Origin of the sequence: Solwaraspora sp. WMMA2101 (assembly GCF_049179175.1) — a bacterium.
Lineage (GTDB): Bacteria > Actinomycetota > Actinomycetes > Mycobacteriales > Micromonosporaceae > Micromonospora_E.
On the sequence record NZ_JBMHMA010000006.1, the window covers coordinates 3,315,756 to 3,341,507 of the forward strand.

Annotated in this window: 27 protein-coding genes, 1 tRNA gene, 1 pseudogene and 1 riboswitch; of the genes and pseudogenes, 13 read left to right on the plus strand and 16 right to left on the minus strand. The window is 70.1% G+C overall.

The features are described from left to right. Positions 1–61: 61 nt before the first annotated feature. The gene (gene trhA, locus ACN28F_RS15855; RefSeq protein WP_289208729.1) at positions 62–739 is read left to right on the plus strand and encodes a PAQR family membrane homeostasis protein TrhA; all 678 of its coding nucleotides are present in this window, start codon (positions 62–64) and stop codon (positions 737–739) included. A 70-nt stretch (positions 740–809) separates the two neighbouring features. Here trhA and ACN28F_RS15860 read toward each other — a convergent pair whose 3' ends face one another. Continuing rightward, entirely contained in the window at positions 810–1,091 is a 282-nt protein-coding gene (locus ACN28F_RS15860; RefSeq protein WP_289208730.1) for a DUF6458 family protein, read from the minus strand. Between the two features lie 116 nt (positions 1,092–1,207). Between ACN28F_RS15860 and ACN28F_RS15865 the strand changes: the two genes are divergently transcribed. Then, on the plus strand, positions 1,208–1,708 hold the full coding sequence (locus tag ACN28F_RS15865; RefSeq protein ID WP_421358460.1) for a SixA phosphatase family protein: 501 nt from the start codon (positions 1,208–1,210) through the stop codon (positions 1,706–1,708). A 96-nt stretch (positions 1,709–1,804) separates the two neighbouring features. Here ACN28F_RS15865 and ACN28F_RS15870 read toward each other — a convergent pair whose 3' ends face one another. Continuing rightward, positions 1,805–2,065 carry a DUF6458 family protein gene (locus tag ACN28F_RS15870; protein ID WP_289208732.1) on the minus strand — a complete coding sequence of 87 codons (261 nt, stop codon included), beginning with the start codon at positions 2,063–2,065 and terminating at the stop codon, positions 1,805–1,807. Positions 2,066–2,227: 162 nt separating this feature from the next. Then, a complete protein-coding gene (locus ACN28F_RS15875; protein WP_289208733.1) occupies positions 2,228–4,084 on the minus strand; it encodes an acyl-CoA dehydrogenase in 1,857 nt (618 codons plus the stop codon). 227 nt (positions 4,085–4,311) lie between these two features. On the opposite strand from ACN28F_RS15875, the gene ACN28F_RS15880 reads away from it, so the two are divergent. After that, positions 4,312–4,434, plus strand: coding sequence for a hypothetical protein (locus ACN28F_RS15880; protein WP_289208734.1), 123 nt, complete (start codon positions 4,312–4,314; stop codon positions 4,432–4,434). 93 nt (positions 4,435–4,527) lie between these two features. Here ACN28F_RS15880 and ACN28F_RS15885 read toward each other — a convergent pair whose 3' ends face one another. Continuing rightward, a complete protein-coding gene (locus tag ACN28F_RS15885) occupies positions 4,528–5,640 on the minus strand; it encodes a PP2C family protein-serine/threonine phosphatase (RefSeq protein WP_421358463.1) in 1,113 nt (370 codons plus the stop codon). 219 nt (positions 5,641–5,859) lie between these two features. Beyond that, a complete protein-coding gene (locus ACN28F_RS15890) occupies positions 5,860–6,522 on the minus strand; it encodes a septal ring lytic transglycosylase RlpA family protein (protein WP_289208736.1) in 663 nt (220 codons plus the stop codon). 176 nt (positions 6,523–6,698) lie between these two features. On the opposite strand from ACN28F_RS15890, the gene ACN28F_RS15895 reads away from it, so the two are divergent. Continuing rightward, complete coding sequence (locus tag ACN28F_RS15895; RefSeq protein WP_289208737.1) at positions 6,699–7,244, plus strand: phosphoribosyltransferase family protein; 546 nt, start codon at positions 6,699–6,701, stop codon at positions 7,242–7,244. Between the two features lie 23 nt (positions 7,245–7,267). Here ACN28F_RS15895 and ACN28F_RS15900 read toward each other — a convergent pair whose 3' ends face one another. After that, a complete protein-coding gene (locus ACN28F_RS15900) occupies positions 7,268–7,711 on the minus strand; it encodes a hypothetical protein (protein WP_289208738.1) in 444 nt (147 codons plus the stop codon). A 74-nt stretch (positions 7,712–7,785) separates the two neighbouring features. Between ACN28F_RS15900 and ACN28F_RS15905 the strand changes: the two genes are divergently transcribed. Then, positions 7,786–8,604, plus strand: a complete 819-nt coding sequence (locus tag ACN28F_RS15905; protein ID WP_421358465.1) for a glycosyltransferase family 2 protein — start codon at positions 7,786–7,788, stop codon at positions 8,602–8,604. Between the two features lie 10 nt (positions 8,605–8,614). On the opposite strand, the gene ACN28F_RS15910 is transcribed toward ACN28F_RS15905, so the two are convergent. Beyond that, complete coding sequence (locus ACN28F_RS15910) at positions 8,615–9,574, minus strand: LLM class flavin-dependent oxidoreductase (protein WP_421358467.1); 960 nt, start codon at positions 9,572–9,574, stop codon at positions 8,615–8,617. A gap of 554 nt (positions 9,575–10,128) precedes the next feature. Here ACN28F_RS15910 and ACN28F_RS15915 point away from each other — a divergent pair. Beyond that, entirely contained in the window at positions 10,129–10,413 is a 285-nt protein-coding gene (locus ACN28F_RS15915) for a hypothetical protein (protein WP_289208741.1), read from the plus strand. Continuing rightward, positions 10,401–10,781, plus strand: a complete 381-nt coding sequence (locus ACN28F_RS15920; RefSeq protein ID WP_353850497.1) for a ribbon-helix-helix protein, CopG family — start codon at positions 10,401–10,403, stop codon at positions 10,779–10,781. Before ACN28F_RS15915 ends, ACN28F_RS15920 begins: the two co-directional genes overlap by 13 nt. A 74-nt stretch (positions 10,782–10,855) precedes the next feature. Here ACN28F_RS15920 and ACN28F_RS15925 read toward each other — a convergent pair. Both ACN28F_RS15925 and ACN28F_RS15930 read right to left on the minus strand, forming a co-directional pair. Next, positions 10,856–10,929 (minus strand) — tRNA-Gly (locus ACN28F_RS15925). Between the two features lie 94 nt (positions 10,930–11,023). Then, a complete protein-coding gene (locus ACN28F_RS15930; RefSeq protein ID WP_289208742.1) occupies positions 11,024–11,539 on the minus strand; it encodes a pyridoxamine 5'-phosphate oxidase family protein in 516 nt (171 codons plus the stop codon). Between the two features lie 114 nt (positions 11,540–11,653). On the opposite strand from ACN28F_RS15930, the gene dcd reads away from it, so the two are divergent. Next, a complete protein-coding gene (gene dcd, locus ACN28F_RS15935) occupies positions 11,654–12,232 on the plus strand; it encodes a dCTP deaminase (protein ID WP_289208743.1) in 579 nt (192 codons plus the stop codon). Positions 12,233–12,366: 134 nt separating this feature from the next. Here dcd and ACN28F_RS15940 read toward each other — a convergent pair whose 3' ends face one another. Beyond that, entirely contained in the window at positions 12,367–13,398 is a 1,032-nt protein-coding gene (locus ACN28F_RS15940) for an NlpC/P60 family protein (protein ID WP_421358470.1), read from the minus strand. 6 nt (positions 13,399–13,404) lie between these two features. After that, positions 13,405–13,547: riboswitch (cyclic di-AMP (ydaO/yuaA leader) on the minus strand. Positions 13,548–13,801: 254 nt separating this feature from the next. Continuing rightward, complete coding sequence (locus tag ACN28F_RS15945) at positions 13,802–14,860, minus strand: NlpC/P60 family protein (RefSeq protein ID WP_421358472.1); 1,059 nt, start codon at positions 14,858–14,860, stop codon at positions 13,802–13,804. 161 nt (positions 14,861–15,021) lie between these two features. On the opposite strand from ACN28F_RS15945, the gene ACN28F_RS15950 reads away from it, so the two are divergent. After that, the gene (locus ACN28F_RS15950; RefSeq protein ID WP_421358473.1) at positions 15,022–15,741 is read left to right on the plus strand and encodes a GOLPH3/VPS74 family protein; all 720 of its coding nucleotides are present in this window, start codon (positions 15,022–15,024) and stop codon (positions 15,739–15,741) included. On the opposite strand, the gene ACN28F_RS15955 is transcribed toward ACN28F_RS15950, so the two are convergent. The 3 genes from ACN28F_RS15955 to ACN28F_RS15965 form a co-directional block, all read right to left on the minus strand. Next, complete coding sequence (locus ACN28F_RS15955; RefSeq protein WP_289208747.1) at positions 15,707–16,312, minus strand: VanZ family protein; 606 nt, start codon at positions 16,310–16,312, stop codon at positions 15,707–15,709. The genes ACN28F_RS15950 and ACN28F_RS15955 overlap by 35 nt on opposite strands. Before the next feature lie 10 nt (positions 16,313–16,322). After that, positions 16,323–18,524: a (Fe-S)-binding protein gene (locus ACN28F_RS15960; RefSeq protein WP_421358475.1), complete on the minus strand. Its 2,202-nt coding sequence runs from the start codon at positions 18,522–18,524 to the stop codon at positions 16,323–16,325. A gap of 312 nt (positions 18,525–18,836) precedes the next feature. Further along, positions 18,837–19,100 (minus strand): cell division protein CrgA, encoded by a 264-nt coding sequence (locus tag ACN28F_RS15965; RefSeq protein ID WP_278119775.1) that lies wholly within the window; start codon positions 19,098–19,100, stop codon positions 18,837–18,839. Between the two features lie 230 nt (positions 19,101–19,330). Between ACN28F_RS15965 and ACN28F_RS15970 the strand changes: the two genes are divergently transcribed. The 4 genes and pseudogenes from ACN28F_RS15970 to ACN28F_RS15985 all read left to right on the plus strand — a co-directional run bounded on the left by ACN28F_RS15970 (position 19,331) and on the right by ACN28F_RS15985 (position 22,351). Beyond that, entirely contained in the window at positions 19,331–20,143 is an 813-nt protein-coding gene (locus ACN28F_RS15970) for a DUF881 domain-containing protein (protein WP_289208749.1), read from the plus strand. An 81-nt stretch (positions 20,144–20,224) separates the two neighbouring features. Beyond that, positions 20,225–21,369, plus strand: a pseudogene (locus tag ACN28F_RS15975) (class E sortase); the annotation flags it as partial. A gap of 2 nt (positions 21,370–21,371) precedes the next feature. Continuing rightward, positions 21,372–21,686: a hypothetical protein gene (locus ACN28F_RS15980; RefSeq protein WP_289208750.1), complete on the plus strand. Its 315-nt coding sequence runs from the start codon at positions 21,372–21,374 to the stop codon at positions 21,684–21,686. A 14-nt stretch (positions 21,687–21,700) separates the two neighbouring features. After that, on the plus strand, positions 21,701–22,351 hold the full coding sequence (locus tag ACN28F_RS15985; RefSeq protein WP_282224647.1) for an aminodeoxychorismate/anthranilate synthase component II: 651 nt from the start codon (positions 21,701–21,703) through the stop codon (positions 22,349–22,351). Between the two features lie 63 nt (positions 22,352–22,414). On the opposite strand, the gene pknB is transcribed toward ACN28F_RS15985, so the two are convergent. Together pknB and ACN28F_RS15995 are read right to left on the minus strand one after the other, a co-directional pair. Next, positions 22,415–24,250, minus strand: a complete 1,836-nt coding sequence (gene pknB, locus ACN28F_RS15990) for a Stk1 family PASTA domain-containing Ser/Thr kinase (protein ID WP_289208751.1) — start codon at positions 24,248–24,250, stop codon at positions 22,415–22,417. Then, a complete protein-coding gene (locus ACN28F_RS15995) occupies positions 24,247–25,752 on the minus strand; it encodes a serine/threonine-protein kinase (RefSeq protein WP_289210773.1) in 1,506 nt (501 codons plus the stop codon). The genes pknB and ACN28F_RS15995 overlap by 4 nt, the downstream gene beginning before the upstream one ends.

The following is a 25,752-nucleotide window of genomic DNA, read 5'->3' on the forward strand; positions in this document are numbered from 1 at the left end:
TCAGCTGGACGTGAGACGACTCACTACCTGGCAGTAACCTACGGTGCCGTAACCTAAGTGGGTGACCACCGAAGCACCCCTTCGCCTCAAGCCGGTCGACATCGGCAAACCCCGGATGCGCGGCTGGCTGCACACGTACGCATTCTTCGTGGCCCTGGTCAGCGGCATCGTGCTCTGCGCGCTGGCCGCGACCCGACCGGGCTGGACCCCGCTGATCAGCTGCGTCGTCTACAGCCTCACGGTCTGTGGTCTGTTCGGCACCAGCGCCCTCTACCATCGTCGGGTCTGGTCGGAGCGCGCCTATCAGGTGATGCGCCGACTGGACCACTCGATGATCTTCGTCTTCATCGCCGGTACGTACACCCCGTTCTGCCTGCTGCTCCTGCCGGGGCGCAGCGCGGCGACGCTGCTGACCGTCGTCTGGGCCGGCGCCCTGGGCGGGGTGGCGATGAAGCTGATCTGGCCCCACCTGCCACGCTGGGCCGGCGCCCCGCTCTACATCGCGCTCGGCTGGGTGGCCGTCGCCGTCCTGCCCGACATCCTGCGCTACGGCGGCGTCACCGCCCTGGTGCTACTGGTCGTCGGCGGCGCGGTCTACAGCATCGGGGCGATCTTCTACGCCCTGCGCCGGCCGAACCCCTGGCCGACGGTCTTCGGCCATCACGAGTTCTTCCACGCCTGCACGCTGGTCGCCGCGCTCTGCCACCACATCGCGATCTACTTCGCTCTGTTCGCCTGACCGCCAGCTGGCGGTCAGGCGAACAGAGCTGCTGTAGGTGCGGCTGCGCCGACGAGGTGCGCCACGGGGTTCAGACCGGGCGTCCCGGGCGACGAACCTCGCGGTACTGCTCCTCCACGACGTGGTCGGACGCGGGCGGGGCGACGGCCGCCGGCTCTTCGGCGGCGGATCGGGTCACCACGCTACGGCGGCGGCTCTGCCAGAACCACAAGGTCAGGATCAGCCCGAACACACCCGCTGCCATCAACACCCAGCCGACCGTGTTCAGGTTGAGAAAGCCCAGTTCAGCCTCGACCGCGAAGGCCAGGATGGCGCCCAGGGCGACAAGGAAGATGCTTCCGCCGATGCCCACTTCGTACCTCCTTGGCTACTGCCGGCACCGTCGTACCGGCCCGATGCCGCTCGTGAGGTAGCGGCGGGCTCGGATGTACCCAGGCGGTTCTCGGCTCAATCAGGCATGCTGGGGCCATGCCACGACGCACGATCGTGTTGCTGCGCCACGCCAAGGCCGAGCAGCCCGAGCAGATGAGCGACTCAGCGCGTGGGCTCACCCCACGCGGGCATTCGGACGCCGCGTACGCCGGCCGTTGGCTGGCCGAGCACGACCACTGGCCGCAGGTGGTGGTCTGCTCGCCCGCGCGGCGGACCCGGCAGACCTGGCAGGAGGCGTCGTCGGCGGGTCCGGCGCCGTCGGTGAGTTACGAACCGTCGCTGTACGCCGGAAGCCCGGGTGACCTGCTCGCCGTGGTACGCCAACTCGACGCCCGGCACGAACGGTTGCTCATCGTCGGCCACAATCCCACGATCTCGAACTTCTCCGCGCTGCTCGACCCGCAGGGCATCGACGACACCGGGCTGCGCACCTGCGGACTGGCGGTGCACGAGTTCACCGGCGACTGGTCGCAGTGCCGACCGGAGACGGCGGCGCTGGTCACGGCGTACACCGCCCGGGCCGCCTCGGTCGGCTGACGCCGACGCCAGACATCCCGGGCAGGGGTCGGCTGACGCCGACGCGACACATCCCGGGCAGGCCTCGGCCCGACCGGGATGTGCGCGGCGTACGGATCAGTTGGGTGGCTGTGGGGGTTCCGCCGGCGGTGGCACCACCTGCGCCGGATGGGAGAGTTTGTTCTCCTCGACGATCACCGTCCGTGCCCGGCGACGACGATCGTTCCAGAACCAGAGCACGGTGAGCAGGATCGCCAGACCCGCGAGGATCAGCACCCAGCCCACGGCCTGTACGTCGAGCCACCACACGTCCGCCCGGACGGCGTACGCGAGGATGGCGCCTACCGCGATGAGGAAGATTCCACTGCCGATGCCCATGTGCTGCACTCCTTGTGCGGTCGCTACAAGTTGTGCGGTCGCCTGCTGATCTACCCGGCGGGCAGGGGCTGAAACGGCGGCGCCGGACGGTCGGCGAGCAGGGGGCTCCCGCCGACCGCCCGTGGCGGGGTGAGGTGGGTGTGCGTTGGCCGCCTCAGCCGGTCAGAACGCCTCCTCGGGCAGATCCATCAGGTCGAGGGCGGTTCCGGCGATGATCCGGCGATCGGCTCCGATGCGGGGCAGCACCTCGCTGGCGAAGAACCGGGCCGCCGCCACCTTGCCCTGGTAGAAGTTACGGTCGGCGGCCGAGACCTCACCGGCGAGCGCGGTCAGGGCAACCTCGGCCTGCCGCTGCAGCAGCCAGGCGACGACGACGTCGCCGAGCGCCAGCAGCAGTCGGCGACTGCTCAGCCCGACCTTGTACAGCGAACGCTGCTCACCGCTCTGTACCTCGCCGAGCCAGCCGGTCATCACGCCGAGGATGTTCTGCACCTCACCGAGGGCCCGGCCGAGCGCGGCGCGCTCCTCCTTGAGCTGGCCGTTTCCGCCTTCGGCCGTGATGAAGGCCTGGATCTCACCGGCGACGGTCATCAGGGACTGCCCGTTGTCCCGCACGATCTTGCGGAAGAACAGGTCGAGGCTCTGGATCGCGGTGGTGCCCTCGTACAGCGTGTCGATCTTCGAGTCGCGGACGTACTGCTCCAGCGGGTAGTCCTGCAGGAAGCCGGAACCACCGAAGGTCTGCAGCGACTCGTGGCCGAGCAGCTCGTAGGCCCGCTCCGAGCCGCACCCCTTGACCAGGGGCAGCAGCAGGTCGTTGACCCGTTTGGCGACCTTCACGGCCTCCTCGTCACCGGCCGCCCGCGCGATATTGATCTTGTCCTGCCAGCTGGCGGTGTAGCAGACCAGGGCGCGCAGGCCCTCGGCGTACGCCTTCTGCAGCATCAGCGAGCGGCGCACGTCGGGGTGGTGGGTGATCGTCACCCGGGGGGCTGCCTTGTCGGTCATCTGCAGCAGGTCGGCACCCTGCACCCGGTTCTTCGCGTACTCCAGGGCGTTGAGGTAGCCGGTGGAGAGGGTGGCGATGGCCTTCGCGCCGACCAGCATCCGGGCGTACTCGATGATCAGGAACATCTGCCGGATGCCGTCGTGTACGTCGCCGAGCAGCCAGCCCTTCGCCGGCACGCCGTGCTCACCGAAGGTGAGCTCGGCGGTCGTGGAGACCTTCAGCCCCATCTTGTGCTCGATGTTGGTGGCGAAGACGCCGTTGCGCTCGCCCAGCTCACCGGTGGCCCCGTCGAAGTGGTACTTCGGCACGACGAACAGCGACAGGCCCTTGGTTCCCGGGCCGCCGGCGCCCTCGACGCCGACCGGACGGGCCAGCACGTAGTGGATGATGTTCTCACTGAGGTCGTGCTCGCCGCTGGTGATGAAGCGCTTGACGCCCTCGATGTGGTACGAGCCGTCCGGCTGCGGGATAGCCCGGGTCCGCCCGGCGCCCACGTCGGAACCGGCGTCCGGCTCGGTCAACACCATGGTCGACGCCCAGTGCCGCTCGACGAAGAGCTTGGCCCATTCCTTCTGCTCCGGGGTGCCCTCGACGTAGAGGGTGTGCGCGAAGGACGGCCCGGAGGCGTACATCCAGACCGGCGCGTTGGAGCCCAGCACCAGATCGGCGAGGGACCACCACAGCGCCCGGGGGGCGTTGGTGCCGCCGAGCTCCTCTGGTAGGTCCAGCCGCCAGAACTCGGCGGACATGAAGGCCGCGAAGGACCGGCGGAACTCCTCGGGCATGGTGACCGTGTGTGTCGCCGGGTCGAAGACCGGCGGATTGCGGTCGCCCGGGACGAAGCTCGGTGCCAGCTCCTCGCGGGCCAGCCGCTCGACCTCGGCGAGGATGCTCCGGGCCGTGTCGACGTCCAGGTCCGCGTACGGCGCCTGACCGAACGTACGGTCGGCACCGAACACCTCGAAGAGGTTGAACTCAAGGTCCCGAAGGTTGCTCTTGTAGTGGGTCATCGCGTGGTGGCCCCCGCTTCCCGGACGCTGTTACTGGTCAGTAACCACCACTGTATTACTTGCAGGTAGCCACCGACAAGCGACTCTTGACAGTGACCGAAGACACACAATCGCCCCCAGCCAACTCTTGACGACCCCGTCACCGAGCTTCGATGCACTCGTTCTGCCCGGTAACAGACTTAATCGGACAAAGGCCAAGTAAAGCTGGATAGCTACAGGAGGTCGACATGTCTCTCAACCGACTGTTCGATATGTTGATCGAGCCGGTCACCGCCCGGCGCTACGTCGGCCGGCACCGTGCCGTCGTCACCGGCACCAGCTTCCTGACCGGTCAGCTGCGCCTGGCCTGACCAGCGCGTCACGACCGCGCGGCGACCGCAGCGGCGCCGGTCGCCGGCGCGTTGTCGGCCGGCCGAGGCTGCGAAGCCGGCCGAGGCTGCGAATCAGCCGTCGGCGACGCCGACTTCCCAACTGGGCACCGACGCCGCCGGCACCGCGCCCGAGCCGGAGTACTCCATCAGCACCAGGGCGATGTCGTCGTCGAGCCGCCCGTACACCCACTCGATCAGTGCGGTCTCCAACGAGGCCAGACCGTCGCCGACCGTACCGTGACCCAGCAGTTGCCAGGCCCGGTCGGCAGTGGGAAAGAACGCGCCGTCGCGACGCGCCTCGCCCAGGCCGTCGGTGAACAGCAGCAGCCGGTCACCCGGTTCGAGCCGCTCCACCCGGGGCCGTACCACCGGCATGAACCCCAGCGGCGGTGCCGGTGCCGGCGGTTCGAGTGGGATCACCTCGCCCCGGCGCAGCAGCAGCGGTGCCGGATGGCCGCAGTTGACGATGGTGAGCGTGCCGCCGCGCTCCTCGACCAGGGCCGCAGTGACGAAGTCCTCGTCCCCGACGCTGCGGGCGACCGCCCGGTCCAGGTCCGCGACCATGGCGCGCAGATCCGCCCGCTCGTAGGCGACGTGCCGGTACGACCCGAGCACGATGCTCGCCAGCCGGACCGCGTCCAGGCCCTTGCCGCGTACGTCGCCGATGATCATCCGTACGCCGTACGGGGTGTCCAGCGCCTCGTACAGGTCACCGCCGATGTCCGCGGCGGCCGTGGCGGAGATGTAGCGTCCGGCGACGGCGAGCGTGCCGACCTGCGGTCCGAGCGGTCGCAGCACGGCCTGTTGCGCCACCGACGCCAGCCGGGACAGCTCGGCGATCTGCCGCGCCTGGCGTTCCCTGATCACCGCCACTGCGGCGGCGAGGCCGGTGGCCAGCGCGATGCCGACCACGTTCACCGCCGTGGCCAGGGAGACCATCTGCCCGGTCAACGCGAACACGCCGCCCATCAGGGTGGCCAGCACTCCGATGGAGAGCACGACCCGCCAGGTGGCGAAGGCGGCGGCCAGGAACGGCGCCGCCGCGACCAGCCCCACGTAGTTCGCTCCGGAGCCGTCGGCGATCTCCACGACCGACACGAGCGCGAGCAGCACGAGGGCCGCGCCGAGGCCGACGCGGGATCCGGAGCTCAGTGGGCGGCGGCCGCCCATCGGTGTGATGCGCATGGGTACGCGAAACAGCATGACTCATCGGGTGCGGCGGCCCAATGCTGTTGACCCCTTGTCTGACCCGGTTCTGGCCACCTGGGGTATACGACGCGATCTGGTTTTCTGGTCCGACCCGGCGGGACGTGTCTGGTTGCTCAACCTGCGGGTACAACTCGGATTGGCACATTCCGGCTCTGACCAGCGTCGGAGCACTGATTGGTCACTCAGTTTGCGCGGTCAGTCGTCGAGTACCTCGTACTGCACCTCGAGGTGACCGACAGAAAGTGGTGCGATCTGCTCAAAAGCCCCACGCGCCAGATCGAGACAGCGTCCCTCGACGAACGGACCCCGGTCGTTGATCCGCACCACCACAGCAGCACCGGATTGCGGGTTGGTCACCCGGACCCGCGTACCGAAGGCCCACGTGCGGTGCGCGGCGGTCATTCCCGACGGGTCGAACGACTCGCCGTTGGCGGTCACCTGGCCGCTCGCGTAGTACGACGTGCCGCAGGTGCCACTGGAGACCACCGAGTCCCCCGTGGTCGACGCCGACGGCGGTTCGGCCGTCGTCGGCGACGCCTCCGGCGACGGGGTCGTCGCCGCCCGCTCGGCGCCACGGGCCGCCCGGTCGCCCCGCGCGGACTCCGCCGGGGTCGGCGTGCCGGTGGCAGCCGGCGACGACGTCGCGGTGTCCGACGGTGACGCGGACGCCGCCGACGCCGATGGTGACGCGACGCCCGACGGCGCGACGTCGACCCATTCAGTCGTACGCGACGAGCCGGCCGTCCACTGGACCGCAGCCGCCGTACCCCCGGACACCCCGCCCACCACCAGCGCAACCACCAACCAGGGCGCGAACCGCAACCGTCGGGAGCGAGCGGAGCGATGCCGTGACGTCATGGGTTGCTCCTGGGGCGAGGGGACAACATAACCGTCGCGCAGGGTAGTCACAGCAGCGCTTGTCCTGTCAAGGCGAGCCCCGGCAACGCCCGACAACCCGGCTACGGCGGTCACGGCACCCGTCACGGCACCGTCGCGGCACCCGTCGGCGGCGTACCTGGCGGCATACTCGGCCGGTGACCGACGGGATCCGACGCCTACTGACCGACACGTTCCGCTGGCACGACCCCGGCCCGACCAGCAGCCACCTCGTCAGCGACATGTCCGGCTGGTGGCGCGACCCACGGATCGTCGCTGCGCTCGGGCCCGCGCTGGCGGCGCTCGCCGCCGACGACCGCCCCACGGTGGTGATGGCACCCCAGGTGACCGGGCTGCTCATCGCCCCACTCGTGGCGAGCGCGCTCGGCGTCGGCGTGGTGCCGGCGTACAAGGAAGACCCGCAACGGGCCATCGCCGATGCCACCACCTGGACCACGACGGCACCCGACTACCGGGGACGGACCCTGCGGCTCGGCATCCGCGACCGCCACCTGCGCCCCGCCGACCGGGTCCTGCTCGTCGACGACTGGGTGAGCACCGGTGCTCAGCTCCGGGCGATGGCGCAGCTCGTCGCCGTACGGCAGGCCACCGTCACCGGCAGCGCGGTGATCGTCGCCGACTGCCCGCCGGCCGTCGTCGACGAACTACGCATCCGGAGCCTGCTGCACGGTACGGAACTCTGACCCACGACCGACCCGGCCACGAGCTACGGCGTCGCCTCGTGCCCGGGCCGACCGGCGGTGCGCCGGGACTGCTTCATCTCGGCCTCGTGGATGTGTCGGCGGCCGCCCGCCAACTCGTCGCGGGCCGCCCGCTCGATCTCCTGGAACGCCGCGTAGTAGCCGTCGTCGAACTCCTCGACCAGCTGGAACGTCCACCGGCCCGCCAGCACGTTGCGGCCGATCAGCTCGTCCTGCACCCGCTCGGCGATCTGATGGTGGCCGGCGTCGCTCAGCAGCTGCACCACCCGGTCCAGGGTCGCGTCCGCACCGCCGATCAGCTGGTGCATCGAGTACAGGTGACCCCGCGCGCGGTGCACCGTCTCCAGCGCCTTACTCAGCTCGCCCAGTGCGGCCACGGTCGCGTCGTCCACCCCGACGGGACGGGAGTGGGCGGCGTCCACCGAGCGCTGATCCGACGATTCCGGCATGGACAATTAGTACCAGTGCACCCGGCGGCACGACGGTAGGTCCCGGATCAACCACCATCGGTAAAGTCACTCCGGTGCAGCGATCAACCCGGATCATCTCGGTGGTCACCCCCGTCCATCCGCCGAGCATCCCGTTCCTGACCGCCGCGTACGCCGCACTGCGCGACCAGCGGCTACCCGCCGGCTGGCAGTGGCGGTGGCTGGTCCAGGAGGACGGCCAGACCGGTGCGGTCGCCGCCGCCCTACCCGACGACCCCCGAATCAGTACGGGGACCAACCGCCCGGGTGGCCCCGGCGTCACCCGCACCATGGCGCTGTCCCGGGTGGACGGGCCGCTGGTGAAGGTGCTCGATGCCGACGACCGGCTCACCGCCGACGCGCTGGCCCGCGACATCGCGGTCCTCGCAGCCGATCCGACCATCGGCTGGACCACGGCGCGGGCGCTGGACCTGGCCCCGGACGGCAGCACCTCGGCGGTAGCCACCGACCCGGCACCCGGCAGGCTGACCGCCGGGACGGTGCACCGGCACTGGCAGGCAAACGCCCACCAGTTGCCGGTGCACCCGGCGACCCTGTGCATCCGGACCGACCTGCTGTTCGCCCTCGGCGGCTGGATGGCGCTGCCCGCCTCGGAGGACACCGGGCTGTTGCTGGCGGCCGACGCGGTACGCGACGGCTACTTCATCGGCGAGGCAGGGCTGCTCTACCGCCGGTGGGCCGGTCAGGTGACCAGCCAGCAGGCACACTGGTCACCTATCGAACGGGCCAACCGTACCCAGGTCATCGAAGCCCGGGTCGCGGCGCTACGCCGCAGCTGGACCCGGACCGACGCGGCACCGACACCCGTACTGGCAGCGACCAGCTACGACCTCGACGAACTCGGCCCGCTGTAGGTTGCGGGCTCTAGTCTTCCAGCGGTACGCCGCCCAGTGCGCCGCCGCGCAACCGGCGACTCAGCTGTCCGATCACGGGGGTCAACGGATCCAAGGCATCCTCGCGTACGACAAAACGGGTGACGCCCCAGCGCCTCTCGTGCTCGGCGATGGCGGAGAGGATCTCTGACTCGGTGCCGATCAGCACGAAGGGCGTGGCCAGTAGTTCGGCCACGGTCATGCCGAGTGCCGCGCTCATGCCTGCGGCGTCGGCTTCCGCGTCGTCCGTCACGATCACCTTCTGTACGAGTGCCTCGAGCTGCGGCGGGTCGTCACGCCCGTGGGCACCGACCGCGACCTGCCGCAGTTGTGCCTCGATCTCGTCCCTGCGCCAGCGGGTCTGGTGCTGGTGCCCGTCGGGGAGGGTGCGGCCGAACCCGGTGAGACCGACGACGTCGGCGTTGCCTCCCGCCCAGCGCAACAGGTGGGAGTTGCCCGTGCCGACAGTGAGCGGCACTCGGTCCTGCACTGGCCTTGGCCCGGTCAGCCGGGCCGCACGTGCGGTGACCTCAGAAATGTCGACACTCACCTCCGCACCGTCGAGCAGGGCACGCACCGCTTCAGCCACCGCGGTGCACCGCCGTACCCGACCCGCGACATCGGGCCGATGTCGCCCGATCGCCTCCCACTCGGCCGGGGTGTGGCCCGCGCCAAGGCCGAGGCGGGCGCGGCCGCCGGAGACCACGTCGAGCGTGGCGACATCGGCCGCGAGCAGCATGGGTTCGCGGACTCCGGCATTGGATACGTACGAGCCGAGCCCGATGGCCGACGTGACGGCCGCCGCAGCCGCGAGAGCGACGAAGGGCGAGGCCGCCGAGCCCGGATGGTCCGGGACAAGTAAGGCGTCGAATCCGGCGGTCTCGCACTTCCGGGCGAGTTGCAGCCAGCTACCGGCATCGGATGGATTCGCCTGCAGTGAGATCGCGGTCACGACGCCAGTCTGTCGCGGTCCGGGTCGGACCTGCCTGCCCAGGTCGTGAGATCTGCCGCACCTGCGGCGGGGGCGATCAGCACTACCAAGATCAGCATCCGAGTCGATGACCAAGCCTACGAAATGATCAAAAGGTGGCAGAGCTGACCAACCGCAGCCCCAGCGAGCTGATCCGCGAAGTGCTGCAGGCCGCGTAGCCGCGAAAGTAGCGATCCGGCGACCCACGCACATGCAGCAGCAGACCCTGGTTGGGACTGGCGTCCTGACCAGGGCTTTCGGTGTGGAGCGGGTGACGGGAATCGAACCCGCACTGTCAGCTTGGGAATCGCCGACCCGGGCCCGTGCTGGGCTCGTCCCCCAGGCCACAGGGGCCTCCCGTAGCGTGGGCTGGCCTTCATCGTCCTGGCCTACTGGCAAGGCAATGGCACGATTGGACGGCGCGCGGGGAATTCCCAGCGCAACGACAGATCGAGCTGCCTGGCCGGGCCCTTGCCGGCGGTCGAGCGAACGTGTCATCCTAGCCAGGACAGGTTTCGTCGGACAAAATACGACGCGTGGCCAGGTACAGGTACTCGTGGGCGCAGTCCGCCAGCAAGCACAACATAGCGCAACATCGATCACGGTACGTCATCGAACACTGCGGTCAGCCGTACGCCCTCCCACCAGAACCCCCGGACCGGCCAGAACGGCTGCTGTTCCTCGGCGACGACAGGGACGGCGTCGCTCTCGAAGTCGTCGCCATCGAGTTGCTGGACGGGACGCTGCGCGTGATCCACTCCATGGACATGCGACCCAAGTACAACCGGCTCTACAAGGAGGCGAAGCCATGGCGGGTGTAACGCGAGCGACGAAGGACCGAACGACCTCCACGACATCTAACAAGACAAAGGCACCACGCCGGGCAACCACCACCGCAGCCCGGGCGACTCGGGCAGCCAGCCGACAGACCAAGGACGGTACGACGCTCACGTCGCAGCTGGAGAGCGAACTGGTCGCAGAAGCAGAGGCTGGGTACGACCCCGACAGTCTCGCACCCCGCCGGGTCGGCAGACCGCCACTCTCCAGCAGTGGCGGCGCATCGCACAAGATCAGCATCCGAGTTGACGACCAAACCTACGAAATGATCAAAAAGGTGGCAGAGCTGACCAACCGCAGTCCCAGCGAGTTGATCCGTGAAGTGCTGCAGGCCGCGTACCCGCGAAAGTAGGAAGCTGGCGGCGATCCCGCGCGCATACGACGAAGCCCTGGTTGGGATTGTGATCCTGACCAGGGCTTTCGGTGTGGAGCGGGTGACGGGAATCGAACCCGCACTGTCAGCTTGGGAAGCTGATGTTCTGCCATTGAACTACACCCGCGAGCGGCCCTACTCTACCCTGTCGGCCGCCCTGGTGCGCAACGCCCTCACGCCCGGCTCGTCGAGACGACCGGCGGTCGGGCGACGAGTGTCGATCAGCAGGCGACCGCAGCCGCCGCCTCGTGGGGAACGGGGGTGCCGCTGGCCGGGTCGATCCAGACCTGCACCGCAGGCTCCAGCGCGATCGTGGTGGCGGGGCCGGCGCCGGTGCCGTGCCGGGCGACCATCGCCACGTCGACGGTGAACTCGAACAGTCGCCAGTCCACGTGCGGCACGGCACGCGCGGAGCGGGCGAGTCGGGCGACGGTGGCGACGTCGGTGACCGGGCGCGCGCGGCCGGCGAGGTACGCCTCGTCGTCGCTCTCCTCCGGCGGGAACGAGTGCAGCGCGTACCGCCCGTCGCGCTCCAGGTCGCGACGCTTGGGCGAGTCGACGATGAAGCAGAACAACCCGTCCTTGGTGATCACGGGCGAGACCGGATGAACCCGGGGGCCACCGTCGGCACGCACCGTCGCCAGGTAGCCGAGACCGGGGCCGTACTGCTGCATGAGAAGCCGGATCGCCGTGGCCAGGCGGGGCTCGTCGGCTGCGAACTGGGACCAGGTTGCCATGCCGACCATTCTATCGAACATGTGTTCGAAGAGATAGTCGGAACGCGGCGTGTCCGCCCTCGACGATTACCCCAGCCGGCGAGGTGCCCGGCCGAGGGTCGCTATGGTGTGACGATGCTCCTCTCCGACCGGGACATCGTCGCGGAGACCAAGACCGGCGGGCTCTCCCTCGAACCGTTCGAGCCTGCGCTCATCCAGCCGTCGAGCATCGACGTCCGGCTCGACCGGTACTTCCGGGTGTTCAACAACCACCTGTACACCCACATCGACCCGGCGACCCGGCAGGACGATCTGACGTCGCAGGTCGAGGTGCCCGACGGCGACCCGTTCGTGCTGCACCCCGGCGAGTTCGTGCTCGCCTCGACGCTCGAGGTCGTCTCACTCGGCGACGCACTCGCCGCCCGGTTGGAGGGCAAGTCCAGCCTGGGCCGGCTCGGGCTGCTCACCCACTCGACCGCCGGCTTCATCGACCCGGGCTTCTCCGGCCACGTCACGCTCGAACTGTCCAACGTCGCGAACCTGCCGATCAAGCTGTGGCCCGGCATGAAGATCGGCCAGCTCTGCATCTTCCGGCTGTCGTCGACCGCCGAGCATCCGTACGGGTCGTCGGTCTACGGCTCCCGCTACCAGGGACAGCGCGGACCTACCCCGAGCCGGTCCTGGCAGCAGTGGCGGACCTGGCCGACCAGCTGAGCCAGCGCGGGCAGGTAGCGAAAGACGCCCTCCCAGGCCGGGGGGAGACCTGGGAGAGCGTCTTTCTGGTGGCCGGTGCTGCCGCGCAACGGGGGGATCCGCGACATGCGCCAGGCCATGGGGAGGAGTGAGGTCTAGCCGGGCCTTCCGTAGCTGTGGATGCCGGAGCCGAGCTTGCGCATCGCGATCGGCTCGCCGGCCTGCGAGGCGTGCACGATCCAGCCGTCGCCGACGTACATTCCGACATGGGACAGGCTGTAGTAGAAGACGAGGTCGCCGGGGCGCAGCTCGTCACGGCTGATGTTCCTGGTCACCTGCCGCTGACGTGCCGCGTTGTGCGGCAGTGAGACGCCGCCCTGCCGCCAGGCGGCCAGGGTCAACCCGGAACAGTCGTAACCGCTCGGGCCGGCGGATCCCCAGATGTACGGCTTGCCGATCTGCGCGCAGGCGAAGGTGACCGCCTTTCCGGCGGCTCCCCCCGGGTAGGTCGCCGGGCAGGGTGCCGGGCGCAGCGAGCCCAGGCTGGTGGACGATCCGTACGCCTGCAGTCGCAGCTCCTGGAGCCGGTCGACCTCGGCGTCGATCTCCTTGGCCTTCGCGGACAGCTGCGCCTCGGTGCTGGTCAACTCGACGATCAGTTGGTCCAGCGGAGCTTTCTCCGCGGCGTACTTCTCCTTGAGGTCGACCACGGCCTGGACGTCGCGGGCCTGCCGGCGGGCGAACTGGTCGAGCAGTTCCAGCTGGTCGGCGAGGTGGGTCGGCTTGCCGCTGGTCAGGATCGCGCTGAACGCCGACGGGCTGCCGCCCTTGTACGACCGGGCGGCGAACTCGCTGACCCGGTCCATCGCGAGGTCGATCTGGACCTGCAGCGGTTGGATCTTCTTCTGCAGCGCCTCGGCCTGCTTCTTCTTGGCTGTGAGGTCCTGCCGTACGGCGTTGTGCCGTTCGATGGTGGGCTCCAGCTCGGCCCAGACCTCGTCGATCTGCGCTTCGATCTCCGCCACGGTCTGTTGCGCCTGGGCGGGTGCGGGTGCGCCGGTCAGCAGCAGGCCGATGCTGGCGGTGACGGCGATCGCGCCCCGGAGGAGGCGTCGACGGGTGTTCCGGACTGTCCGGAGGTGGTCCTGGTCGGACCATCCGGATCGCCGAGGGGCTGTCGTAGCCACCAGGACTCCTTCTCCCCAGACCGCCTACCGGGTTAGCTGACGGGTTCGGGCGGAAAGGAGACGCCCTACCACAGACGACGCTGTGGATTCACCCCGGTTCCGTGGGTCCCCGGCTCGCCGTGTCGCTGACGATTTGGCGGTGTCAGGCCGAGGTCAACCGGGCTGGTTGACGTCCTCCCGACTCGACGATCCCCAAGGGTAGAGAGGGCCGTTCTCGTCACGCAAGCGAGGTGACTACTCATTTCTCAACGTACTCGATCGATTGCTAGTCGTATATCACCCGCCGTCGTTCACGCGTTCGAAGAACAGGGTCCAGCCGGTCCGAAAGTGCCGGTCCGGACGATCGATGATCGCCGACCGCCCCGCACTTTCGGACCGTACCGGCCGACGTTGACCTGCACGTTCAGCCGACGCGCTTGAATCCGACCACCGGCATGTTGTCGATATTCTCCATTTGCACGGGTTGTCCCGGACGTGGCGCGTGCACCATCATGCCGTTGCCAATGTAGAGACCTACGTGACGCAGATCACTGAAGAAAAAGACAAGATCACCTGGGCGCGCCTCCGACCGACTGACCGTCGAACCCTGGTTCCACTGCGCGCCGGTGAAGTGGGTCAGCCCGACACCCGCACTCGCCCACGCGTACTGCGTCAGACCTGAGCAGTCGAACGCGTTAGGACCGGTGGCACCCCAGACGTACGGCTTGCCGATCTGCGCGCACGCCGTACCGACCGCGACCCCCGCCGCCCCGCCGACCGATGCGGCCGGGCACGGCCCGGACGCCCCGGAACCGCCCGTGAAACCGGTGGTCCGGTACGCGGCCAGCCGCGCCTGCTCCAGCCTGTCGATCTCGGCGTCGATCGTCTTGCGCTTGTCGGCCAGCTCCTCGTCCTGCGCCTTCTGCTGCGCGATCAGCTCGTCGAGCGCCTGCCGCTCGGCAAGGTAGCGGTCGCGGGTCTCGATCACCGTCGCGATCTGCTGCTGACGCCGCTTGGAGATCCGGTCCAGCACCAGCAGCTGATCAGCGAGACTGGTCGGCGAACCGGTCTTCAGCAACGCGTTGAGTTCGCTCGACGGACCGGTGCGGTAGTAGCTGTTGGCCACCTCGCCGATCTCGTCAGCGGCAAGACTGGCCTGCAACGACAGTGGCGCGATCCGCTTGTCGAGTTCAGCGGCCTTTTTCTGGTTGGCCTTGAGTTCGCTGCGAACTTTGTTGTACTGCTCGATCACCGGTTCCAGCTTCAGCCACTGGGCGTCCAGTTCGGCTTCGATCTCCGCCAGAGAGGGTTGGGCGGCCACCGGGGCAGCCGGCCCCACGACCGCGGTCAGGACGAGCAGCAGGGCGACGACACCACGCCCGACAATGGGCGAAAACTTCTTTGAGTCACCAGATAGAAACTTAAAGTAATCACCTGTGCGCGTACGGGTGAGCACACGTGCCATTGGCAGCGACTCCTTCATGAACGATCGCCGGGGCCTCCCGGGCGGGGGAAACGGAGGCCGACATTCGCAGCGGTCGGTGCACCACCCTATTGGAAGGATGCGCATTCGCTCAAGGCTGGAGATCCACCCACCGCACCACATGACCGGCAGCGTCCATCCGATCACGCTAGCGTGACACGATGACGACACTCAGCCTTCCCGAAGAGTTGGTGCTCCTGGGTCACGACGACTCCGGCACCGTACTGATCGCCACCGACGACCTCGACCACGGCGTCGCCGGCGCCGTACTGTGCGACCTCGCCGCGACCGGCCACCTCGACCTCGACGTCGACGGCCGGGTCACCGCAGGCGGCGAACGCGCACCCGACCCGCTCGGCACCGACCCGTTGCTCGAGGCCACCTGGCGCAGAATTCACGCAGCGGCCCGGCAACCGCCGGAACACTGGGTGACCGCCCTCGCACCCGGGCTGGTCGACCGGGTGCTCGACACGCTCACCGAGGCCGGCCTGCTCCGGCGTGAGCAGGGTCGGGTGCCGATCCTGCGGCGTACCCGCTACCCGACGCCGGACGGCACGACCCCGGAGCCCGAGACCGAGGCACGGCAACGGCTCCTGACCGCCCGCCGGGGCAACGGACCGGTCGGTGCCCGCACCGCCGCGCTGGCCGGGCTCCTCGACGCCCTCGACGCGCTGCGGATCCTCGGGCACACCGACGCGCAAGCCGCCGGTACAGACACCGGTACGGACGGTGGCGCCGCGGACTGGCCTCAGCGGTGCCTGGCCCGGTACCCGTCGGTGGAGTGGGCGGTGGCCGCCACCCGTACCGTGCTCGACGAGCGCCGGGGCAGGATCGCGCGCGGTGTGTTCATCGCGACGAACGTCGCGAGCGGCGGGAGCTGACCGGCCCGGAGCCGACCACCCGCCAGCCCACCGCCACGACCCCGCCGGCGGCCGCACCGAGCAGGACGCCCGTGGCGTTGTTGACCCAGTCGTAGCCGACGCATTCCCGCCCCAGCCCGGACACCGCCTGGGCCAGCTCCACCCCGGCCGGTGCCAGCAGCAGCAACCCGGTGGCGAGCACCGGTCGACGTACCGCCAGCACCGTGCAGAAGGCCAGCGGTACGAACATCGCGACGTTGCCGACCCGCTCGCCGAGCGAATCCACCGTGACCAGCCCGGACCAGAGCACGGCCGGGTCGGTCAACGACCGGGCGCAGGCCGCGATCACGGCGGCGTCCGGCCCGGAGACCGAGACCCCGGGAGCCAGCGGTACGCCGGTGCCGACCGGTGCCGGAGGCAGGGTGAGCGCGGCGACCGCCGCCGCACCCAGCAGCATGCCCAGGGTGGGCCAGCGGGCCCAGCCGAGCCGGCGGGCCAGTGGCCGGTGGACCAGCACGCCGACGACGGCGAGAGTCGCCAGGGTCAGGAACGGCCAGGGTTGGGAGAGGAACTCACGGGCCCAACCCAGCACCCGCTTCTCCCTACTCCTCGGCGGCCGTCGACGATGCTACCGCCGGCGTGACCGACCTGAGCAGCACGGTCGCCACATCGACGACCTCGACGCCCTCGCCCGCCGCGCCGCTGGACTGCTTTCCGGTGACCCCGTCACCGAGCATGGTGAAGCAGAACGGGCAGCCGACGGCGATCGTCTGGGCACCGGTGGAGAGGGCTTCCTCGACCCGGTCGACGTTGACCCGTTTGCCGATCCGCTCCTCCATCCACATCCGCGCGCCACCGGCCCCGCAGCAGAACGACCGCTCCGAGTTGCGGGGCATCTCGCGTACCGCGTCGTCGGCACCGAGCGCGGCGCCGAGCACCTCGCGGGGTGGGCTGAAGACCCGGTTGTGCCGGCCCAGGTAGCAGGGGTCGTGGTAGGTCAGACCGCCGTCGACCGGGGTGACCGGGGTGAGCTTGCCGGTGGCGACCAGGTGGGCCAGCAGCTGCGTGTGGTGTACGACCTCGAAGTCGCCGCCGAGCTGCCCGTACTCGTTGCCGAGGGTGTTGAAGCAGTGCGGGCAGGTCGCGACGATCTTGCGCTTCGTCGGCTCCCGGTCGCCGAACGCCTCGTTGAGGGTCTCCACGTTCTGCTGGGCCAGCATCTGGAAGACGAACTCGTTGCCGATGCGCCGGGCCGGGTCGCCGGAGCAGGTCTCGCCCTCGCCGAGGATGGCGAAGTCGACGCCGGCGGAGTGCAGCAGGGTCGCCACCGCCCGGGTGGTCTTCTTGGCCCGGTCCTCGAAGGCACCGGCGCAGCCGACCCAGAACAGGTACTCGAAGTCGTCCACCTCGCCGACCCGGGGCACCTCGAAGTCGAGGCCCTTGGTCCAGTCCTCGCGGGTGTTCGGCGGTGCGCCCCACGGGTTGCCCTTGTTCTCCAGGTTGCGCAGCATCACGCCGGCCTCGCTGGGGAAGCTCGACTCGATCAGCACCTGGTAGCGACGCATGTCGACGATGTGGTCGACGTGCTCGATGTCGACCGGGCACTGCTCGACGCAGGCGCCACAGGTGGTGCAGGACCACAGCACGTCCGGGTCGATGACCCCGCCGTCGTCCGCCCCGCCGATCAGCGGGCGGTCGGCCTCGGCCAGGGCCAGGGCGTCGACCGTGGCGAGCTGCTCGGCGGTGGCCTTCTCCTCGCCGGTGAGGTCCTTGCCGCCGCCGGCGAGCAGGTACGGCGCCTTGGCGTACGCGTGGTCGCGCAGCGACAGTACGAGCAGCTTCGGTGACAGTGGCTTGCCGGTGTTCCAGGCCGGGCACTGCGACTGGCAGCGGCCGCACTCCGTACAGGTGGTGAAGTCGAGCAGACCCTTCCAGCTGAACTGTTCGACCTGGGCGACCCCGAACTGGTCTTTCTCGGGGTCGGCCTCTTCGAAGTCGAGCGGCTTGCCGTTGCTGGTCATCGGTCGCAGCGCGCCGAGGCCGGAGTTCGGTGTGCCCGGGTCCCGCTTGAAGTAGATGTTGAAGAAGGCGGCGAACCGGTGCCAGGCGACGCCCATGGTCAGGGTCAGCGCGATGACGATCAGCCAGGTCATCGAGATGAGGATCTTGACGAGGGCGGTGATGCTGATCGCCGCGTCTGAGGCGGGCAGCAGCGCACCGAGGGCGTGGCTGACCGGGGTGGCCCACACCGGGAAGTCGAAGTGGTCGGTGGCGACCCGGAAGCCGCGGATCAGGAACCCGCAGACCAGTACGGCGAGCACGACCGCTTCGACGAAGTAGCCCTGCCACATGGTGGAGCCGGTGAACCGGGAACGGCCGCCGGCCCGGCTCGGCCGGTTCGCCAGCCGGATGCCGATCAGCACCAGGATGCCGGCCAGGCCGAGGATGGAGACGTACTCGGTCACCAGGCCGTAGAGCAGCCAGCCACCGATCACCGGGATGCCGCCGCCGGCGTCGACGACCTCGAAGTACGCCTCCAGCACCAGGATGGAGAGCAGGACGAAGGCGACCATGACGAACCAGTGCGCGGCGCCGACGACGCTCCAGCGCAGCATCCGGGTGTGGCCGAGGGTCTCGCGGAGCATCACGGTGGCGCGGGTCGCCGGGTCACCGGTGCGGGTGGGGTCGGGCTGGCCGAGCCGGATGATCGAGACGAACTGCCAGACCGCTCGGCCGGCGAGCGCCACCGCCACCACGGTGACGATGGCGGCGACGACCGTGGTGACGATCTGAACCGTGCCCATGCGCTGGCCTCCCGGTGTGCTGCGGACGCGCGGCGGGTGACCGGGTCGCCGGTCCCGTCGTCAGCCTACCGTCAGGTTACCCGGCAGTAACGTAAGGAGCAGCGTCACCGATCCGTCGGTCACCGCAACACTAGGGCAGCACCACGCCGAGCCGATCGGCCGGGGCGACCAAAACAGCAGGTCAGACCGCCAGCCAGCACCGGCTGGTCAGCCGAGGGGAGACCGGACGGGAAACCGACTGGTCAGCCCGACGGGAAACCGGTTGGTCAGCCCGACGGGAAACCGGCCGGGCCGACCGCACATCCGACTGTCTCAGCGCCAGCGGGACAACAGGATCAGCGAGCTGACCATCGCCCCGAAACCGACCGCGAGGTTCCAGTAACCCCAGGTCGCCACGGGGTACGCCGTCTCCGACAGGTAGTAGACGACGAGCCAACCGATCCCGAAGACGATCAACGAGACCGCAGCGATCGGCAGCCAGATCGGGCTCGGCTTGCGGGTGGCAGCCGTCTGGGTGGGCCGGACATCGGTCGGCGGGGTGTAGACCTTCTTCTTGCGAACCTGCGACTTGGGCACGACGCTCTCCTGGTGGCAATCATCCGGCCCGGTAACCGGACGCAGCGGCGACGGTCCATGGCCAATAATGTTCAGGAGCTAGCGTAGTCAAGTTGGCGCGTTCCGGCCATGGACGTCGGCGGAGCAGCGGCGACATTTGGACACAACCAGGGACACCAGGTGCGATACGCACCAACGGAAGTCCACTATGCGGACAGTTGTCGATGGCTACCGGGCCGGAAGGGGCTGCAGTGGAATACACCTCCGGCAGCGCGTCCTGGCGGGACGTCGTACGCCGAGCGCTGGGCGGGCTCCACCGCCGGCGGCCCGGCCGCCGACAGTTCGGCTGGTCCAGCGGAGTGCCGCTGATCGCCCTGCTCGCCGGGCTGCTCTTCACCACCACCGCCACCACCGCCGGCGGCACCAGCCTGCGGGAGGACCGCCGCCCCCAGCTCACCCAGCTGATCGTGGACAGCCGCAGCCAACTGGCGGTCGCCGAGGAACGCGCCGCCGCGCTGCGCGAGCAGGTCGACCAGCAGGCGAACATCGTCGCCGGGTCCGACCAGCCGATCGCCGACCAGCGGGCCCGGGTCGAGGCCAACCGCGCCGCGGCCGGCTTCACCGCACTGGCCGGACCGGGCATCGTCGTCGAGCTCGACGACGCACCCCGGCTGGCCGATCTACCCGACGGCGCCAGCAACGACGACCTGGTCGTGCACCAGGGGGACGTTCAGGCCGTGGTGAACGCACTGTGGGCCGGCGGCGCGGAGGCCATGTCAATCATGGATGTACGGGTGTTGTCCACCAGCGCGGTACGCTGTGTCGGAAACACGCTGCTGTTGCACGGCGGGGTCTACTCGCCGCCCTTCCGGATAGCCGCCATCGGCGACCCGACCGCCCTGCAGCAGGCGCTGGACGACTCCGAAGGGGTGCAGTTGTTCCGGGACGCGGTGACCCACTTCCAGCTCGGCTACCAGCAGACGGTCGAGTCGGAGCTGGGCGTCCCGGCGTTCGACGGCTCGACCGCCCTGCACCACACGACAGTGCCGGAGACAGCCAGATGACCTGGGCAGGGCCGCAGCAGCAGGCTGGCAGGCCGGATGAGGTGGACCCGCACCAGGCCTACCGGCCACCGGACGACGCCACCGCCGTGCTGCCCCGGTTCACCGGCCAGCAGCAACCGGGCCGCCACCAGCCGGGCCACCACCACCAGCCGGGCCGCCACCAGCGGGGCCAGCAGGAACCGGGGCAGCAGCCGTACCAGCAGCAACAGCAGCCGGGCCAGCGGCACTTCACCCCGCCGCCGGCGGTCCCGCCCAGCGCGGCCCTCACTGCGGCGATCCCGGCATACCCGACGGAGTCGGCCGCCTCCACCACCGTGCTACCGGTCGTGGTCAGCAGCTATCAGCCGCCGACGGACGGCAGCATCCCGCCGTCGACCAGGCGCGCGGGCGCGGACCGCGCCGGGACGGGCGGTACGGGTGCCGACGGCGCAGGGGCCGAGGACGGAAAGCCGCCGGCCCGCCGGGGCGAGCGGGTGGTCAAGCTCCGGCCCGAGCGCACCGACAGCGGCTACAAGAGCGTCTACTCGGAGCTGACCCGACCCACGGTCTGGACCCGGCTGCGGACCGCCGCCCGGGTCAGCGGCGAGCTGTTGATCACGTTCGGCATGATCGTGCTGCTCTTCGCCGGCTACGAGATCTGGGGCAAGTCCGTCATCGTCAACGCCCACCAGAACGATCTGAGCGAACAACTCGCCCAGCAGTGGGCCGAGGTCCCCGCGCCGGTGGTCAGCGACGGGCCGTCACCGTCACCGGAGCCCGCCGCCCCCCAGGTCCAGGGCACCCCGGTCGCCGGGCTCTACATCCCGAAACTGGACAAGAACTGGGTCGTGGTGGAGGGCGTCGAGCAGGACGACATCCGGTACGCACCCGGTCACTACCCGGACAGCGCCCAGCCCGGCCAGGTCGGCAACTTCTCGGTCGCCGGGCACCGGAACCGGGCCACCTTCTGGCGGCTGGACGAGCTGCGCGACGGCGACACCATCGTCGTCGAGGACCGCGACACCTGGCACATCTACGCCGTCACCCGTAACCACATCGTGCTGCCCAACCAGACCGAGGTCGTCGCCCCGGTCCCCGGCGACCGCCGGGCGCAGCCCACCGAGGCGATGCTCACCTTGACCACCTGCCACCCGAAGTTCGACAACTACCAGCGGCTCATCGTCCACGCCGAGCTGGTCCGCAGCCAGCCCAAGGCCGACGGCCGGCCGGCAGAACTCGGCGGCTGACCGTGTACGCCTGGATCTGGCGCAAGCTCCCCTTCGGCCTGCCCGGCAAGCTGATCGGTTCGGTGCTGCTGGCCGGGTTGTCGGTGGCGCTGCTCTGGTACGTCGTCTTCCCGTGGGCCGAGCCGCTGCTGCCGTTCGACGACGTACAGGTGACCGACAGCGGGGACGGGACCGGCGGCGACCCCGGCGGCGGTCCGGCCGACGGCGGTGACCCGGCCGATGGTCAGGACCCGGATGGCGGCGGGCTCGACGAGCACGACCTGCCGTACGACACCGGGACGAACAACCCCGTACCACCTGATGTGAACGTCGACTAGGGCGAGGCGGCCACGTGCGCGTACTGGTGATCGACAACTACGACTCGTTCGTCTTCAACCTCGTGCAGTACCTGGGTCAGCTCGGGGCCGAGTGCGAGGTGCAGCGCAACGACCAGGTCACCGTCGACGAGGTGGGCCGGTTCGACGTCGCCGGCATCCTGCTCTCCCCCGGGCCCGGCGATCCGGACCGGGCCGGCATCTGCCTGGACGTGATCCGGCGGTACGCCGGACAGCTGCCGATCTTCGGTGTCTGCCTGGGGCATCAGGCGATCGGTGCCGCGTACGGTGCCGTCGTCGAACGCGCGCCCGAGTTGCTGCACGGCAAGACCTCCCAGGTGCACCACACCGGGGCCGGGGTCCTGGCCGGTCTGCCGGAGCCGTTCACCGCGACCCGCTACCACTCGCTCGCCGTGCGCGCCGAGACGTTGCCGGACGAGATCGAGGTGACCGGTCGGACCCCGTCCGGGGTGGTGATGGCGATGCGGCACCGCCACCTGCCGGTGGAAGGCGTGCAGTTCCACCCGGAGTCGGTGCTCACCGAGGGCGGTCACCTGATGCTGGCGAACTGGCTGGCCGACTGCGGCCTGCCGCAGGCCCGGGAGCGGGCACCGCGACTGGCCGCCGAGGTCGACGCCAGGCGTCGGGCCGCGTTCGCCGCCGCCTGACGGCGCCGGACCCCGGCCCGGCGCCGTCAGCCGCCGGACCAGCGTCGGAGACCGGGACCCGCGTCAGCCGAGCAGCCCGGTGAGACTCGGCACGGGCACGAGCGGGCTACCGGTGCCGCCGCCACCGGTGCCGCCCGTGCCGCCGCCCTCGCCGTCACCGTCGCCCGGGTCGGGCGGCGGAGTGGTCGGGGTGCTGCTGGGCGTCGGCGTGAGCGTCGGGCTCGGTGAAGCCTCGGGCTCACGCGCCTGGCTGACCACGATCTCGACCCGGGAGTTGACCCGCTGTTCGCCCCGGCTCGGATTCTGGCTGGTGACCCGGCCGGAGTCGGCGGGGTCGACCGGGTCTCCGTCGATGACCCGGACGTCGAAGCCGGCGTTCTCCAGCGCGGCGACCGCGTCGGCCTCGGTGCGGCCGACGACGTTGGGCACATCGCGCAGGTTGTTGAGCGAGACGTGCACCTCGACCACGGTGCCGGGCTCGACCGCCGTACCGGCCGCCGGCACGGCGACGACCTGGTCCTTGGGTGCGGAGCTGTCGACCTCCTCGAACTCGGCAACCAGGTCACGGTCGGCGAGCGCCCGCTCGGCGGCGTCCCGGGTGAAGCCGTCCAACGACGGGACCTGCACGGTCCCCGGGCCGGCGCAGACGGTGAGCGCGACCTCGCTGCCGGGCTCGACCTGGCCCGGCTCCGGGGACTGATCGAGGACCGTGTTCAAGGTGCAGTCCGGCTCCTCGCGAGTCGACTCCTCGGAGACCAGCCGGAGATTGTTGATCTCCAGGCGGGCCTGCTCGATCGGCAGACCGACCAGGCTCGGCAGCGCCACCGTCGGAGGCTCCTGCTCGTTCGTGGTGGCGTAGATCAGCCCGGCGGCGAGGGCGACCACCGCCATCACGCCGAGCACGCTGAGCCCGGCGATGACCGCCGGCGAGGTGCGCCGCGACGACGAGCCACCGCTGGCACCGGCCGGGATCCGTTGGGTGGAACCGGTCCGGCTCGTCGCACCCATCGCGACCGTCTCGTCCTGGCGCAGGACCGGGGTGGCCAGCACCGGCCGGCCGGTGGCGGCCCGTAGCAGGTCGGCGCGCATCTCGCCGGCGCTCTGGTAGCGGTTGACCGGATTCTTCGCCAGGGCCTTCAGCACGATCGCGTCGATCGCCGGCGTCACGTCCCGGTTGATGTCGCTGGGGGCCCGGGGATCCTCCCGGACGTGCTGGTAGGCGACGCTGACCGGACTGTCGCCGACGAACGGCGGGTGGCCGCAGAGCAGTTCGAACAGCACGCAGCCGGCGGCGTAGACGTCCGACCGGGCGTCCACCGACTCGCCCCGGGCCTGTTCCGGGGAGAGGTACTGCGCGGTGCCGATCACCGCCGAGGTCTGGGTCATCGTGGTGGCACCGCTGGCCAGCGCGCGGGCGATGCCGAAGTCCATCACCTTGACCTGGCCGGTCTGGGTGAGCATCACGTTGCCCGGCTTGATGTCCCGGTGGATGATGCCGTGCCGGTGGCTGAACTCCAGGGCGGCGCAGATGTCGGCGCAGTATTCCAGGGCGCGGCGCGGGTTCAGCCGGCCCTCGGCGGCGAGCACCTCCTTGAGGGTGCGCCCGTTGACGAACTCCATGACGATGAACGGCAGGGTCTCGCCGGTCGGGGCGTACTCCTCACCGGTGTCGTAGACCGCGACGATCGCCGGATGGTTGAGCGAGGCGGAGTTCTGTGCCTCCCGCCGGAAGCGCTCCTGGAACGTCCGGTCCCGGGCGAGGTCGGTACGCAACATCTTGATCGCGACGTCGCGTCCGAGTCGGAGGTCGCGGCCGCGATGGACCTCGGCCATGCCGCCATAGCCGAGCAACTCGCCGACCTGGTACCTGCCACCTAGCAGGCGAGCCTGCGCGGTCATCGTCCTTGTCGTCCTTCGCTCAGATGGTCGTGATCATGCCTGGCGGTGCCGTGTCCTTCCACAGACGGTACGGCCCCGACATGAATTTCGACGTGTCCGGATGCCATCTGGTTCTCAGCCGTGACCAATCGCTCCACGGGCTGGCCGAGGGCGCCCGTGCTGCCGAGGCTGTCCCTGATCAGGTAGATGGCCAGGCCGCTGCAGACCAGGGCGACGATCACGCCGAGAATGACGGCCAGGACGGTGAACAGCTGTCGGGACACCCCGCCGCCCGAGCGGGGCGGTGCGGTCGCCGGGCGCTGGTACCCGTACGGGTTGGGCTGCTGGTGCGGGCCGAGCGGCGGCCGGGCCGGCGCGGCGGGGCGCTGCTGGTACCCGGCCGGCGGGTAGCCGCCGGGCTGCGCCGGCGCGGGTGGCCGGTAGCCGGATGCCCCGGTGACCGGCGGGCCATAGCCGGGTGCCCCGGAGGTCGGCGGACCAGGCGGGCGGTAGCCGGGTGCCCCGGAGACCGGCGGGCCCTGCGGTGGCCGCGGTGCCGGCGGGAGCGGACCGGGTGACATCGGGCCGACAGGGGAGACCGGCGCGCCGGAGGTCGGCCGGGGTGCGACCGGCGGGCGGGGGGCGGCCCCCGGGTGGTGTCCGGCTCCCGGATGGTGTCCGGTGGCCGGTGGGCGGGGCTGCCCGGCGAGGGTGGTGGCGGCCTGCCGGGTGACCGCAGCCAGGGCGGCGGCGGTCGGCCAGCGGGCGGCCGGGTCCTTCGCCAACGACCGCTCGACGATGCTGCGGACCACGGGTGGGATGTCCGACGGCAACGCGCGGGGCATCTCCCGTACGTGTTTCATGGCGATCTCGAGCGGATTGTCGCCTTCGAAGGGCCGCCGACCGGAGAGGCACTGGTAGGCGACGACCCCGAGGGCGTACACGTCCGACGCGGGCGTCGCCACCGCGCCGGACGCCTGTTCCGGCGAGATGTACGACGCGGTGCCCAGCACCGAGCCGGCGGCGGTCAACTGCCCCACCATTTCGGAACGGGCGATGCCGAAGTCGGTGAGCACCAGGGTGCCGTTCGGCCGGACCAGCAGGTTGCCCGGCTTGACGTCGCGGTGCACGATGCCCTTCTCGTGGGCGGCGTGCAGCGCGTCGGCGGCCTGGGCGACCAACGCCATCGTGCGGGCCGGGGTGAGCCGGCCGACCCGGGACAGGGTGCGCGACAGTGCGTCGCCCTCGACGTACTCCATCACCAGGAAGGCGATGTGCTTGTCGCTGCCGTAGTCGTAGACGTCGACCACGCCCGGGTGGTTGATGGTGGCCATGGTCCGGGCCTCACCCCGGAACCGCTCGGCGAAGCCGGGCTCCTCCAGCAGCGCGGGGAGCAGGCTCTTGACCGCGACGGTACGGCCCAGCACCTCGTCGGTGCCGCGCCACACGTCGCCCATCCCGCCGCTGGCGATGCGCTCGTCGAGCCGGTACCGGCCACCGAGCAGGACCCCGGAGCTCAGCAT

Coding starts and splice junctions, on each gene's coding strand:
- ACN28F_RS15865 (WP_421358460.1), top strand. CDS start 1,208: ATGCCACGACGCACGATCGTGTTGCTGCGCCACGCCAAGGCCGAGCAG.
- ACN28F_RS15870 (WP_289208732.1), bottom strand. CDS start 2,065: ATGGGCATCGGCAGTGGAATCTTCCTCATCGCGGTAGGCGCCATCCTC.
- ACN28F_RS15875 (WP_289208733.1), bottom strand. CDS start 4,084: ATGACCCACTACAAGAGCAACCTTCGGGACCTTGAGTTCAACCTCTTC.
- ACN28F_RS15880 (WP_289208734.1), top strand. CDS start 4,312: ATGTCTCTCAACCGACTGTTCGATATGTTGATCGAGCCGGTCACCGCC.
- ACN28F_RS15885 (WP_421358463.1), bottom strand. CDS start 5,640: ATGCGCATCACACCGATGGGCGGCCGCCGCCCACTGAGCTCCGGATCC.
- ACN28F_RS15890 (WP_289208736.1), bottom strand. CDS start 6,522: ATGACGTCACGGCATCGCTCCGCTCGCTCCCGACGGTTGCGGTTCGCG.
- ACN28F_RS15900 (WP_289208738.1), bottom strand. CDS start 7,711: ATGCCGGAATCGTCGGATCAGCGCTCGGTGGACGCCGCCCACTCCCGT.
- ACN28F_RS15920 (WP_353850497.1), top strand. CDS start 10,401: ATGGCGGGTGTAACGCGAGCGACGAAGGACCGAACGACCTCCACGACA.
- ACN28F_RS15930 (WP_289208742.1), bottom strand. CDS start 11,539: ATGGCAACCTGGTCCCAGTTCGCAGCCGACGAGCCCCGCCTGGCCACG.
- dcd (WP_289208743.1), top strand. CDS start 11,654: ATGCTCCTCTCCGACCGGGACATCGTCGCGGAGACCAAGACCGGCGGG.
- ACN28F_RS15945 (WP_421358472.1), bottom strand. CDS start 14,860: ATGAAGGAGTCGCTGCCAATGGCACGTGTGCTCACCCGTACGCGCACA.
- ACN28F_RS15950 (WP_421358473.1), top strand. CDS start 15,022: ATGACGACACTCAGCCTTCCCGAAGAGTTGGTGCTCCTGGGTCACGAC.
- ACN28F_RS15960 (WP_421358475.1), bottom strand. CDS start 18,524: ATGGGCACGGTTCAGATCGTCACCACGGTCGTCGCCGCCATCGTCACC.
- pknB (WP_289208751.1), bottom strand. CDS start 24,250: ATGACCGCGCAGGCTCGCCTGCTAGGTGGCAGGTACCAGGTCGGCGAG.
- ACN28F_RS15995 (WP_289210773.1), bottom strand. CDS start 25,752: ATGCTGAGCTCCGGGGTCCTGCTCGGTGGCCGGTACCGGCTCGACGAG.